Raw genomic sequence first — 13,184 nt, 5'->3', positions numbered from 1 at the left:
CTCCTCAGATGAACGGCCTTCCATATTAGAAGATCCGGTAATTGGCAAAACGGGAAGCAAGGTAATAAGCCATTACAATCATGACAAAGCCTACCGCGGATTTAAATAACCCGATCGCCGTTCCCAGCCCGAATTGACTGTTCAATAGTCCGACACGATAGACAAAGGTATCTATAATATCCCCTTTATCGTACACTAACGGGTTATACAAGTTGAATATTTGGTCAAACCCTGCATTCAACACAGAGCCCATGGCCAAGGTTCCAACGACGATGATGATCGGAACCAGCGCGGGGAACGTCACCGTCCATGTCTGCTGCCACCTGTTGGCGCCATCCACCTCTGTAGCCTCGTAGAGCGAAGGATCTACATTTGACAGAGCCGCCAGGAAGACGATCGTGGCAAATCCGAATTCCTTCCAATTGTCTGAGAAGATGATCACAAATCGGAACCAGTCTCCGTCGGCAAGGAATAAAATCGGCTGCAGACCAAGGGAAGGAAGCAGCAGGGTATTGATAATGCCCTGTGAGGACAGCATGTCGCTCACGATCCCACCGAACACGACCCATGACAGAAAATGAGGCAGATAGACCAATGTCTGAACAGCTTTCTTAAATCTCATCTGACGGATTTCATTCAGCAATAAAGCAAAGATGACCGGCACTACCAGGTTGACAATAATCTTGGAACACGCAATAAAGAAGGTGTTCCATACCACCTGAAGACTATCTTCCCGCTGAAAGGCCGTTCGAAAATGATCGAGCCCAACCCAGGCGGACTTGGAAAAACCCAGCCATGGCTTGAAGTCCTGAAACGCAATGACCAAACCTGCCATGGGTAGATAGTGGAAAAGTAAGGTCAGTAAAACTCCGGGGAGCAGCATCCAATACAGTACCCCATTTTTTCTCAGCTTCATCTCCGTATTCATCTCCTACATCTTATCTTGTTTTGTACTAGTATTCTGTAGATTAACTCTAACATGCCTTCAAGTTGGGTGAATAGGAGAGGAATTCAATATAGGGTATGTTATCTTAACCATTTTACAGAGGTATTTACATCTACCTAAATTTCGTTTAGCATTTATTCTATAAAAGATACCTCTGATATGGACACCACGTTCCTGGAGGCAGGAGTGATTTCATGCTCGTGAGATTCAATACGCTCAGCACCTTTGTCAAAATCAATCTGATTCTTCTTATGCTGCTGCTCCCGCTTTTCGCTTTGAACTACTATTCCAATGAAACCAGCAACCAGGTGGTCCGCAATGAAATTTTGCGCTCAAGCGAAACTTATTTGTCTCTTTTGACCAACCAGATCGATACAACCGTCAATCAAATGTCAACTTTTGCCCTAGGCATGGGACGAGACAGCGCCGTAAGGTCTTATTTGAACTATGAAGACTTTCAGCAGCCCTACGATAAGCTCGTTGTCGTTTCGAATATTCTTGAAAAGTTAAACCTAAACAGCTCCTCCATGCCCTGGAGAAATCAGATTACTGTATATAAACCGCTTACAAAGGAAGCGCTCTCTACTTCCGGGAATGTTACGTACGATGCGTCTTTTCTGCGAGAGCACCTCAGCACGGAATGGCAGCTTCTTCCCGAAGACTCCCGATATACTCATCCTTATTTCATTCGTCATCTAGTAGAGCCTTCCTATATCCCTCAGCGTGCCTTGTCATCCTATCAGCTCATTACCGAGATCACCTTCCCTATCTATGATTTGGTAAAGATGCTCGATCTCTTCAAGCACAAGGGGAATGTGCATGATCCTTTCTTGTTCAAGCCTGGTGATAAACCCATCACCAATGCCACCTCCAACAGGGATTTTATCCATGAGCTGGTTGAGAAGGTAGCAGACAAAATGCAGCAGACGTCGGGTAACGAAACCGTTGTGATACAGGACAAGAAATATATCGTTATTTATCAGCTCTCCAGTGCGTTGAATTGGTACCTGATTGACTATGTACCGTTGGATGAAGCTTTGGCCCCCATCAAACGTTCGAGCCAAATATTTGTAGGTTCGGTCATGACTCTTGTGATCTTGGGATTAACGGTTTCGTACTTCATTTATCGAAATGTACAGATTCCCATATTAAAGCTGGTGACCAGTGCACGGGCGATCGCAAGAGGAGATTTCTCCACCCATATATCATACGATACGAAAAATGAATTTTATTATCTCATCCAGCAGTTCAACACCATGGCCATCAAGATTAAAGAGCTGATTGAAACGACCTATGAGTCCAGGATCCGGCTGCAGGAGGCGACACTGAAGCAGCTCCAATCCCAAATCGATCCCCATTTCCTGTACAACAGCCTCAACTTCATAAAATACAGTGCCAAGCAGCATAACGAAGAGGCTGTTATCTCCATGACCCTGCACCTGGGAGCTTACTATCGCTCCGCTACGCGGCTGGGCAAGGCCATGACGACGCTGGGAGAAGAAATGAATCTGGTCAAAAGCTATCTGGAGATCCATAAGCTGCGCATGCATCAAATGAATTACGAGCTCGTCTTTCCTGAGGTTCTGAACAACGTAGAGCTTCCCCGGCTCCTGCTGCAGCCTGTCGTTGAGAATGCCATCATCCACGGGATATCGAATCTGAGTCAAGATGGTTTTGTCCGCATAATCGCTGAAAGACAAGATGGATTCATCCGGCTGGTGGTTGAGGATAACGGCGCCGGATTAGGTCAGGAGGAACAGGAGCAGCTGCTGTCCAGGATTATGCAGACAAGGGATGATCACAACATGTGCGGGCTGTGGAATGTCGCCCAAAGACTGCTTCTTCAATTTGGCGAAGAAGCAGGGATCTTCATGGAGCCCTCTTCGTACGGAGGATTGAAAATAATTTTATATTGGCCAATTCGCGAACCGGAGGAAGGCACATCATGATTCAATTGTTAGTTGTAGATGACGAACGCATAGTGGCTGATTCGCTGGCAGATCTGCTGCCGTGGGACGAACTTGGGATCGATCAGGTTTACCGTGTCTACTCGGGCCTGGAGGCGCTGAGGCTGATGAACACCCATCCGATTGACATTGTTATTACCGATATCCGGATGCCGGAGTTAAGTGGACTGGAGTTGATCGCCAAGATTAGAGAAACCAACAGCCGGACCAAGTGCATTATTCATTCGGGTTATGCTGACTTTGAATATGCCAAGCAGGCGATGTCTTCTCAAGTCACCGAATTTGTAATCAAACCGGCAAGCGATGAGGATATCATCAATGCCGTTATGCGTGTCAAAGCCCAACTGCATGAGGAGCTGCAAGTACAGTTTTCCCAGCAAAAAATATTTAACGCCTTAAAGGAACAAAGGCCGTTTATCCGCTCCCTGTTGCTGAATGATTTGATTAAAGGAAAGAAGATCACTCACTCTGAGCTGGAGAGTAAACTGGAATTGACGGACCTCCCTTTTCGAATGGATGACCCTTTTGCGCTCATCGTTATCCGTTTGGAGGAAGGCTTCGTGGGGTTCGACCAAGCAAGCCTCTCTCTATTCGAATATGCTATTTTGAATATTACGGACGAAACATTACGGGAATATTTCGATGTGCTTGCAGCAAAAGATGTCTATGATTATCTGGTCATTCTGGTGAAGGTTAACCAGCACAAGGGGGGAACATATGAGGGGTCTTTGAAAGATGCCGGTCAGCATTCCTTACTTCTGGAACAGATGGCGCTCAAGCTTCAGGAAAATGTAAGAACGTTCCTGCGTGGGAAAATCTCTCTTATTGTAAGTTCATGGGGCGCGTTTCCACGAGATGTGCCCTACTTGTATCAAGAGTGCATCACTACCATCAGGCGCACTGTAGGGAATGACCGCGACATCTTCCTAACCTTGGACGACGACAGCCTCAGTACGCAGGTGAAATCACTTCGCAGCCTATATGACCCCCCCACTCTAATGCAGCTCTTCGACATGGGACGCAAAGAGCAAACCATGATGAAAATGGAGACGATCATCAAAGAGCTGGAGGAACAATGGGCTGATTCCCAGGAGCATTTGCTCGAGGTTTTCCTTCACTTTGGCGCTGCCTTCACCTACGCCGCACACAAGAACGGCAAGCTGCTTGAGAATCTGATTGGAACGGAATATGAGCCGCTGGTGGCACGCAAACCGTTTTTAAGTATCCGCCAGCTAAAAGACTGGACATTCAAAGTGACCGACCTGCTGTATGAAGATCTGAACCGCGACTGGGTCGATGCGAAGAGCATCAGCATTATGCAAATTCAACAATTCGTCACCAGCCATTTGTCTGAAGACGTGACGCTTCAAGCAATTGCAGATCATGTACATTTGCACCCTGTTTACTTATCGAAAATTTTCAAGGCCAGAACAGGTGAAAATCTCAGTGAATATATCATACGGCTAAAAATGGAACAGTCGGCTTATTTACTGAAAGAAACCGATGATCGCATATATGAAATATGCAGCAAAGTCGGTTACCAGAATCCACCCTATTTCACTAAAATATTTAAGAAATATTTCGGAGTGACTCCACAAGAATTCCGCGAAGCCTCCATGGAGTAAAGTTGTACAGTTCAGCCTGAGATACAAGACCGGGGACCTAGTCCCCCCTCCTCCTGGGCATGACGGGTCTTTTTTCGGCAATCCGGTGAGAATAACCAAAGCAGCTGTTATCAATAAGAAAATGCTTGGGATTCATTTATATAAGAGTTATAATAAGTAGGGTAATATGTTTGCAGCTTATCATAGGATGCGGGGAGTGTTGTTGTTTGAATACGTATGAGAATCGATTTGAAGATTGTTACGTCTTGTTGGATGGCAGTGAACTAAAAATAGGGAACCATTCTCTCGAAAGAGTATGGGATATCTCAAATGGAATTCCAACCGTAGTTTCATTAAAAAATAAAGCTGCGAATAAAGAATGGTTCACAACAGATGAAACGCATGATTGGTTGGCTGCTGCGAATAGGAAGTATGCCTTCTTTCATTCCTCCTTTATCAGTGAGGACAAAGTAAGCCTAACCGTTGAAGCTGCTCCGGATGATGATTTCGGTGTTGCCAAGAAGCATTTAAGAGTGCAGGTAAGTATAGGTTATAAAAACTGCACTGTACAATGGACTCATCTGATCTATCCCGTGTCACCCATCATTCGATCCTTCATTAGAGTTACAGTGAAAGAGGATGCAGTACTTTCCGAACGTGCAGCGGCAGAGGAGCTGCCGGCCGATAAGAAGCATTTCAGAGAGATATCGGACGGCTATCAGGACAGCTATCCCTTGGAGCCCAAACACTGCGGCTGGAAGAGTGTCCGGTTTGTAGACGTAACGGACGATTTTGACAATCTGGTGCATACCGAGCACGGGCTTTTCCATAGGCGTGAGCGCAGATTTGTCAAAGGCAATCTTATATTCGTACAAGACCATCTGTCCAAGGAAGGGCTGACCTTGATCAAGGAAGGACCCACACCCTTAGGTTATCTTCGGGATGCCGATAGTGACTTTTTTATCAAAGGAGTCAATGTCTTCACTACAGGCTGGGGATTCGACAGGAACGACCTGATAAAACACAAAACGCTGACTACTTACGGCAGCACGGTTATGCTCTGGAGCGGAAGCGAGGAGAATGCGCTCTCCGTGCTCAACGAGTACCATAATGCCATTCATATCTTTAACCCGGAGAAAGACGCGTTTATCATGTCCAATACGTGGGGCGATCAATCCAGTGACGGGAGACTTAGCGAAGCCTTCCTGCTGGCAGAGCTTGAAGTGGCAAAACAGACAGGCATTACTTTTTATCAGATTGATGATGGCTGGCAGAATGGAACGACCGCGAACTCCGTTCTTCCCGGCGGTGCCTGGGGCATGGGCTATTATAAGCATAATCCGGATTTTTGGAAGGTGAATGACCGGAGATTTCCTAATGGACTGGAGCCCATCATTGCTTCAGCCAAAGAGAAAGGAATTAAAATGGGATTATGGTTCTCTCCAGACTCTATCAATGACTTCGAGAACTGGGAGAAGGACAGCCGTGTATTGATCGACCTTCACCATAAATACGATATAGCTGCTTTTAAAATGGACGGTATTGAGTTTACATCCAAGGCCGGGGAAGAAAATCTGACCAGGCTGCTGCAGACCGTACTCGAGGGCACGGATGGCAAAGTATTCTTCAATATGGATGTAACTGCGGGGATCCGAAGTGGTTATTACGGGCAGCTTCAGTACGGCTCCTTATTTCTCGAGAATCGATTTACCGGTAAATTCGGGGAATGGCCTAACTACTTCCCGCACTGTACCTTGAGAAATATCTGGATGCTCTCGAGGTACTATCCCTCCTGCCGTTTACAGGCTGAATTCCTGAATGTACATAGAAACATCGAATTATATCAGGGAGATCCACTGGCACCCTCTGCCTGCGGAATGGAATATGCTTTTGCAATAACGATGTTCGCAAATCCACTCGCATGGATGGAACAGACAGGCCTGGATGAAGCGTCCATTGCTATTTTGGGACGGATGATTCTGAGATATAGAGAAGTCCAAAGTGATATTCTGGCAGGCCACGTCCTCCCTATTGGAGATGAGCCCAACGGTACTGTCTGGACAGGATTCCAATCGATCCGCTCTGTGGATACCGGATATTTATTAGTCATCAAGGAATACAATACGGACCGTGAACAGAAGTATCAACTCTGGAATCTAAGGGATAAGACACTGCAGCTGGAGTGTATCCTGGGATCTGGAAGGCAGGAGCAAATCAAGGTGGATCATGAGGGATTTGCCGCTTTCCAGCTGGACGGGCAGTTCAAATATGCATTATATAAGTATTCCCTGGTATAGGCATCCCCCACAATATCATCGTATGCATTTACTAATCGTGGTCACTCTGTGCGGCGGCTCATCTCCATAAATACAAGAGGCACCGACCTTGGAAGGTCGGTGCCTCTTGTTTATGCTCCATAAGGATGTTTAGTGGAGGGCGAACAACGGAAGAACCGCATCTTCATCGGTCCCCCTGTTCTACCGCTTGATTTATTCCTTTCTACCTGCATTTCATTTTTTTGTCTTGGTGTCATAAATATAGCTTTCCTGCGAGTTACCTGCTGCATCCCTGGCTATAACTTTAATGGAGTATTCCGTTCCGGGCTGTAAATTCGTCATCGTAAATGTAGTGCCGCCGATGGGCACTGTATTCATTTTTTGCTGGCCACTGTACACATCATACGTGACTGTACCCGCAGGATTGTCATCTACCGATGCATTCCAGGCTAAGGTAATGCGGTCACTGGTCTTTTTAACAGCGTATACGTATGAAGGTCTCGTCGGCTTGGTTACATCTGTAGCAGTTGTAGATGTCGTGAATACATCGCTGGTAGAGGTGTTTCCGGATTTATCTGTCGCTGCGATCTTGAATTTGTAAGTGGTAGCCGGCTGGAGGTTCTCCATTTTAAAATCACCGGGAAAATAAACCTTGCTCGAGTTTACCTTGGTGTCATTCATATACACGTCATAAGCAATCTCATTAATCGCATCATTGTCAGCAGGGCGATTCCACTTCAAGGTGATGCTGGTTAATGATCTTGCTTGCGCGGTAATTCCTGTGGCTTTAGACGGTGGAGCAAGATCTGCAGCCGTGGAACCCTTCACGGCATCGCTGGACGTTTTGTTGCCTGCGGCGTCTCTGGCTCTAACGGCAAAGGTGTACTCTTTACCCGGATCAAGGAACTCCAGCTTGGTCGATAGTGCAGGAGTCACATTGTAAAGCTTCCCATCCCTTGTAATCTCATACATCACCGGCCCTTGATCATCTGCTGCTGCACTCCAGGAAAGATCGATCGTACTGTAGGTGCTTCCTGTTACAGTTACATTCAGCGGCTTGGTAGGTGCCGTTGTGTCCGTCACAGGCAGAGGGGCGGGCAGCGTACTATTCGGGTATGGCTCATAATCGTAAAAGTTCGGCATGTTGCCGGTAAGCACCAGCATGCTCATCATCATGACAGCATCCTGATAATAACCGCCAGGCCAATCGCTCATTGGCTCCTGTTTTCTCAAATAATGATACAGCAAATCCAGTGAAGCTTGATTCGATGCATCGACCATAGCCCCCACGGCCATCGGTCCCACCATATTACGTGGTGATGTATAGGCAGCTCTGTTTGTGCCGTCTATATTGTAACTGGCCAACGCGGTGTCAGGGTTTCCATTAATTTTGGTCATAAACCATTTCAGATTGCGATCCGGAAAATCATGTGCCAGTACATGACTCGAGGTACCATTCCACAGGAAGTCTTGACCAACCCGCCAAGGAAGTCTGCTGGGATCAAAGCCATAACTTGTTGAGTTGCTATCCGGTCCGTTTATCCCCGTATACGTAGGAATGCCAGTAGGTGATAATACCCACTTATATGGCACCAATCCGGTTTGGGGATGCAAGTTATAGTAATGGTTAAACATCTTGTACGCCGCGTCTGTGACTTTCTCCCAGCGATCCTCGCCTGTAATTTCGCCGAACAGCTTAAACCAACCAGGGATTTCATACGAGCTGATCACCGCTGTTGTCGTCGCCTGACTTTGCTTGACAATATAAGAAGGCTTGTAAATCAGATACTCCATCGTGTCCCTGATAATTTTCTTCGCTTCTGCCAAATAATTAATCTCTCCGCCGCTGCCCCATTGCTTATGAGCCATCAATAGTGAAATCGCAGCATCAAGGTCCCCGTCCGGAGCAGAGTAAGGATCCACACTATTGCCGTCCTTATCCACTTTCCATCCCATAAAATTGTATCCGGGGGAGAGGGCGCGTTGATAGTAGCGAAACAACCCATCGAAATCGCTGCGGCCGCTGTTGCTTGGGTTGGCCATATATACAGTGATGAGCATGGCAAATCCCATGCCCTCTGAACAAGTTCCATTCTTATAAGTGCTATCATTAGCACGAATCCTGAGCTCCCCGGGTTGAGCTCCCTCTGAAGTAATATAGAGGTCACGCCATTTGGTATACATATTGAGCATGTCCCGGTTCAGCGTATCCCGGTCGAGACTGGGCATGATCCCATGGGGGTATACCACATTATGCGGAAATCGATATTGTTCAGCGCTAAACGAATTAGCAGCAGGGAGAGAGGCAGCATTCGCATTCGCGGAGGCAGCGGAGAGGTTCACAGCACCTACAGGACCTGACATTAGGGTCAATACAGCGGCCATTGTACACACTACGCTTTTGGATACGGTTTCAAACTTCTTTCCCAGCAGCATAATAACAGCTCCTCTTTACGTATTTGGGTATCCATAAGCTCATCCTATTCGATAGTGATGCGTTCTTCTTCCATTGTAACGATGCTCCCTCCTCTCTCATTACCTAAACCCAACTCTACATGAGCATCCCGCCTTCTTAAAGGAGCCTAAACTTAATATTGGTTATGTTTTCTAAATGAATTTACTGTTTTATTTCACATTAGCATACTTGTTGCCGGCAAGGTCCCTGCCCCGGGCAAGCCAAACTTTGAACTCTCCACCGCGTGGGTCTGTATCTTGCAATACTTTGATGTTAGTAGAGAAATACCGCATGGTATAGCCGCAGCGGCGGTATGGACTCTTATTCGGTGCTGCTCCGTGAATGATTCGTGAATCATGAAGCGAACATTCACCAGGCTCCAGTTCGAAGTAGACCGCTTGGGACTCATCCACATGTTTGATCTGGGTATTGAACGTATTTGTTGCTCCATCCACCTCCTCATATTCAGATAAGCCATTGCGGTGGGTACCCGGAATAACGCGCATGCATCCGTTTTCCTTGCTGCTGCGGTCTAATGCCAGCCATACGGTGATGATTTGGTCGAAGCCATCCACCCGGTTCTTCCAATAGGCGGAGTCCTCATGCCAAGGTGTTGCACGCCCGACGAATGGGTCTTTGCATATGAAATGAGAGGACCACAGGGCAATATTCGGTCCGATGAATGGCTCGACCAAATCCAGCACCTCATCGGCCAGGAGGAATTCCAACAGCCTCTCATCCCGGAAATGCGGTGTGTCCAGCTCGTCGGAGAGCTTGGATCCCTTTTGTGCAAGCTGCTCTTCGAATATTTGAGTCAGCCGTGCTAGCTTTTCTTCCGAGAATAACTGCTTTTTATACAAGTGGTAACCTTTCTCCTGATACGCTGCTGTATCCTGATTCAATACCATGCTCATGCTCCATTCTCCTTTGTACGGTATATTGAGGTGAGACATCCTTTGCTAGTTTTACTCTACACCAGGGGATGCCTGTACTGCTTATGGCTTATTCCGAAAAATCACGTTTATCTTCAGGCTTTTTCCCCACCCGCCTGTGATGGATATCTACCCGAAGATAAGCGGCATCTTTCTTAGAATTCCATAAGTTCGGCAGACTGAGTATCGATTATAATTAAAAGTACATCTATATGTACAAAGGAGGTTCCTCATGAAGCTTCTGGTATTCAAATCGTTATGGGAGTGGAACGGGATATGGCAGGGACGGCTCGAGCAGACAGCTGAATCGGGTTATGCTGGAGTGGAGTATACACCTCCTGCCGATGCGAAGGAGGACCGTACGTTCCGGCGTGCTCTGGATGAAATGAACCTCCAATACATCGCACAAGTTGTTACGCGAGGCCCGGACCACATCACTTCTTTCCGCGAGCAGGTGCTTCGGGCGGCGGATCTGCAGCCTCTGCTGATCAACTCCCACAGCGCAGCCGACCGGATGCCAGCGGAAGAGCAGTTTCGCTTCTTCGGTGAAGCACTCCGGCTTGAGGAGCAGATCGGAATTCCCATTGCCCATGAGACGCACCGGGGAAGGGCCTTCTTCACGCCTTGGCAGACGGCCGCTGTCCTGAGGCAGTTCCCTGAGCTTAAGCTGGGAGCCGACTTCAGCCATTGGTGCGCGGTTTGCGAGAGGATGCCGGATGCCGAGGACGAAGATGTGCACCTCTGTCTGCAGCGCTCTATCCATATTCACGGCAGGGTCGGCTACCCGGGAGGACCTCAGATCTCCGATCCGAGAGCACCCGAATATCAGGAGTACGTAAATCGTTTCATCGACCTATGGCTCACCATATGCAGACAACGCCTCGCTGCAGGTGCGCCAATAATGACCTTTACTCCTGAATTCGGACCGGCACCCTACCTGCAGCTGCTTCCCTTCACTGGTCAACCGGTGACCGACCTGTGGGCAGTGAATCTGTGGATGTTCCAAACCTTTGAACAGCGGTATCGGGAAATGCTGTCCGAAGATGTGCTCGTCTCACAGCTATGAGCAGGACACCGAACCGATTGCTGAACGAAGCGTTCTTTAGCGATAGCCCGCAGATCAGGCTTCATCATCAGCATTTAACAGAAACCTATGAGCTGCATTGGCATGAATTTTATGAACTCACCTTTATCCTGTCGGGTAGGGGCACGAATACGGTTAACGGGCGCCCCCATGCCCTGCAGGCCGGCGACATGTTTTTGCTAACGCCTGCCGATTTTCATGAAATTTCACCTGAGGGAGGTACAACCCTGGAGCTGTACAACCTGATCTTCTCCCAGCACATACTCCCAGGTGAGATGGCAAAGCTGCTCTTCGCCCGGGATTATGGCCGGTACGTCCATTTTACGGAGCAGGAGCGGTACGATGGGATGGTCTTTCGTTTAAAGGGTATTCTGTACGACTGTCACTCTAATGCTCCAGGCAGGGAGATGGCCTTGCAGAGCGAACTGACCCGCATTCTCATCGATTGGCACCGATGCCGGGCAGCCGTGCCTTCAACATCTCCGCATACATCGGAGGGACCAGCAAGGCTTAAGCAGGATACGGCCTACCATCCGGGCATCCAAAAAGCAATCATCTTTATTCAACACCATTTCCGTCAGCCTATTTCCTTGGAGGAGGCTGCCGAGCAGGCGCATTTATCGCCCAATTATTTCAGCGAGCTCTTCCGCAAATCGACGGGTACTTCCTTCCAACAGCATCTGCAGCAGCTGCGGCTACAGTTCGCCCACGCCCTGCTCAGCAGCTCAGATCTGCCCGTAACGGAGGCATGCTATATCGCCGGCTTCAATACGTTAACTCATTTCGAGAAGATCTTCAGACAGCATTATGGCATAACTCCCCGCCAGGCAAAAAAGCAACGATCGTTTGAGCCGACGTGTGGCACTGGGAAGAGGGAAGCTGCACCGAAATGATCCGGTTCATCCTGGCATAGATAGACACAGAACCCATGACATATTCGTAGGTCACAGGTGGCATTTACCGATACACTTCACAGGAACACGACCCTAATCCGGATCCCGGATTGGGTCGCTCGTTTCAAAAACGATCGGCACCTATATCCAGCGAAGCGGCCATCGTGTCCCTGGAGGTGTATTCGGGCAATCCTTTTTAGTTCCAATAAGACGAGTTTTGTAGGAATATGCACACCGACCACTGCATTCACATATGACTCATCCAATCCTATTTCTACCATGTAAGCTTTGAAGTCCCGGATGGATGGATTGCTGTAAGTAATAGTTCTCCCCAAGATATTCGACATCACACGGGCCACATCGTAAAAATCGAGAGACCGGTTTCCCGTTATGGCATACTTTTTGTCCCGGTGCTTCCCTTCCTCCGTTAGAGTCAGAGCCGCTACTTCGGCAACATCCCGCACATCAATGAAGCTGGTTTCCCCCCTGCCTGCAGGCACATAAATTCGATTGTTTGTTTTCAGCTCGTCGAGCAGAAACATATTTAGATTCTGCATAAAATACCCCGCTCTTAAAAAAGTGCTCGAGATCTTCTGCCTGGTAATCTCCTTCTCGTTCTTGTAGTGCGGTATAAAAGGTAAAAATTGAACATCTTTTACTGATAAATAGACGATATGCTCGATTCCCTGTTCCTTGGCACAGCGAATAAAAGAATGAAAGTGAGGCAGATCTGTCTCAGGAGGGAACATAAGGAAAATCCGATTGACCCCATCGAGTGCCGGTATGAAGGTCTCAGGGGATCTGTAGTCCAGCTTAACATAAGTGAATTCATCCCCCAGCTTTGACCGGGCAGCCTCAATATTCCTAACAGCCCCAACCATATCCACGAACATCTCCTGGAGCTTCTTTGCCACCTCATACCCTACATTTCCCGTAACACCTGTGACCAGAACTCGAGTCATGGCCATTACTCCCCCTTGAGGTCTATATAAGAAAAACGAGCATCCCAAACCAATGGGTTCGTATG

At 47.8% G+C, this 13,184-nt stretch carries 9 protein-coding genes; 5 read left to right on the top strand and 4 right to left on the bottom strand.

Annotated features, from left to right (window positions below; translation table 11 throughout):
* Nucleotides 1–25: 25 nt before the first annotated feature.
* Nucleotides 26–916 carry an ABC transporter permease gene (locus PM3016_RS10240; RefSeq protein ID WP_014369376.1) on the bottom strand — a complete coding sequence of 297 codons (891 nt, stop codon included), beginning with the start codon at nucleotides 914–916 and terminating at the stop codon, nucleotides 26–28.
* Between the two features lie 224 nt (nucleotides 917–1,140).
* Here PM3016_RS10240 and PM3016_RS10235 point away from each other — a divergent pair, with 224 nt between their 5' ends.
* From PM3016_RS10235 to PM3016_RS10225, 3 genes are all read left to right on the top strand, one after another.
* Complete coding sequence (locus PM3016_RS10235) at nucleotides 1,141–2,895, top strand: sensor histidine kinase (RefSeq protein WP_013915466.1); 1,755 nt, start codon at nucleotides 1,141–1,143, stop codon at nucleotides 2,893–2,895.
* On the top strand, nucleotides 2,892–4,538 hold the full coding sequence (locus tag PM3016_RS10230; protein WP_014369375.1) for a response regulator: 1,647 nt from the start codon (nucleotides 2,892–2,894) through the stop codon (nucleotides 4,536–4,538). Before PM3016_RS10235 ends, PM3016_RS10230 begins: the two co-directional genes overlap by 4 nt.
* 206 nt (nucleotides 4,539–4,744) lie before the next feature.
* Nucleotides 4,745–6,814, top strand: a complete 2,070-nt coding sequence (locus tag PM3016_RS10225; RefSeq protein WP_041619078.1) for an alpha-galactosidase — start codon at nucleotides 4,745–4,747, stop codon at nucleotides 6,812–6,814.
* 213 nt (nucleotides 6,815–7,027) lie between these two features.
* Here PM3016_RS10225 and PM3016_RS10220 read toward each other — a convergent pair whose 3' ends face one another.
* Both PM3016_RS10220 and PM3016_RS10215 read right to left on the bottom strand, forming a co-directional pair.
* Nucleotides 7,028–9,229 carry a glycosyl hydrolase family 8 gene (locus PM3016_RS10220; protein ID WP_014369373.1) on the bottom strand — a complete coding sequence of 734 codons (2,202 nt, stop codon included), beginning with the start codon at nucleotides 9,227–9,229 and terminating at the stop codon, nucleotides 7,028–7,030.
* A 189-nt stretch (nucleotides 9,230–9,418) separates the two neighbouring features.
* A complete protein-coding gene (locus PM3016_RS10215; RefSeq protein ID WP_013915462.1) occupies nucleotides 9,419–10,162 on the bottom strand; it encodes a phytanoyl-CoA dioxygenase family protein in 744 nt (247 codons plus the stop codon).
* 250 nt (nucleotides 10,163–10,412) lie between these two features.
* On the opposite strand from PM3016_RS10215, the gene PM3016_RS10210 reads away from it, so the two are divergent.
* Together PM3016_RS10210 and PM3016_RS10205 are read left to right on the top strand one after the other, a co-directional pair.
* Entirely contained in the window at nucleotides 10,413–11,246 is an 834-nt protein-coding gene (locus tag PM3016_RS10210; RefSeq protein WP_014369372.1) for a sugar phosphate isomerase/epimerase family protein, read from the top strand.
* Nucleotides 11,247–11,263: 17 nt separating this feature from the next.
* On the top strand, nucleotides 11,264–12,157 hold the full coding sequence (locus PM3016_RS10205; RefSeq protein WP_238540482.1) for a helix-turn-helix domain-containing protein: 894 nt from the start codon (nucleotides 11,264–11,266) through the stop codon (nucleotides 12,155–12,157).
* A gap of 77 nt (nucleotides 12,158–12,234) precedes the next feature.
* On the opposite strand, the gene PM3016_RS10200 is transcribed toward PM3016_RS10205, so the two are convergent.
* A complete protein-coding gene (locus tag PM3016_RS10200) occupies nucleotides 12,235–13,119 on the bottom strand; it encodes an NmrA family NAD(P)-binding protein (protein ID WP_014369370.1) in 885 nt (294 codons plus the stop codon).
* Nucleotides 13,120–13,184 lie beyond the last annotated feature (65 nt).

Source organism: Paenibacillus mucilaginosus 3016, from assembly GCF_000250655.1.
Classification (GTDB): Bacteria; Bacillota; Bacilli; order Paenibacillales; family NBRC-103111; genus Paenibacillus_G; species Paenibacillus_G mucilaginosus.
Note: the sequence above shows the minus strand (reverse complement) of the source record. Positions and strands in the feature narration are given on the sequence as shown.

Excerpts from the sequence above, each read along its gene's own strand:
- PM3016_RS10240 (WP_014369376.1), bottom strand. The coding sequence starts at position 916 with ATGAAGCTGAGAAAAAATGGGGTACTGTATTGGATGCTGCTCCCCGGA.
- PM3016_RS10235 (WP_013915466.1), top strand. The coding sequence starts at position 1,141 with ATGCTCGTGAGATTCAATACGCTCAGCACCTTTGTCAAAATCAATCTG.
- PM3016_RS10230 (WP_014369375.1), top strand. The coding sequence starts at position 2,892 with ATGATTCAATTGTTAGTTGTAGATGACGAACGCATAGTGGCTGATTCG.
- PM3016_RS10220 (WP_014369373.1), bottom strand. The coding sequence starts at position 9,229 with ATGCTGCTGGGAAAGAAGTTTGAAACCGTATCCAAAAGCGTAGTGTGT.
- PM3016_RS10215 (WP_013915462.1), bottom strand. The coding sequence starts at position 10,162 with ATGAGCATGGTATTGAATCAGGATACAGCAGCGTATCAGGAGAAAGGT.
- PM3016_RS10210 (WP_014369372.1), top strand. The coding sequence starts at position 10,413 with ATGAAGCTTCTGGTATTCAAATCGTTATGGGAGTGGAACGGGATATGG.
- PM3016_RS10200 (WP_014369370.1), bottom strand. The coding sequence starts at position 13,119 with ATGACTCGAGTTCTGGTCACAGGTGTTACGGGAAATGTAGGGTATGAG.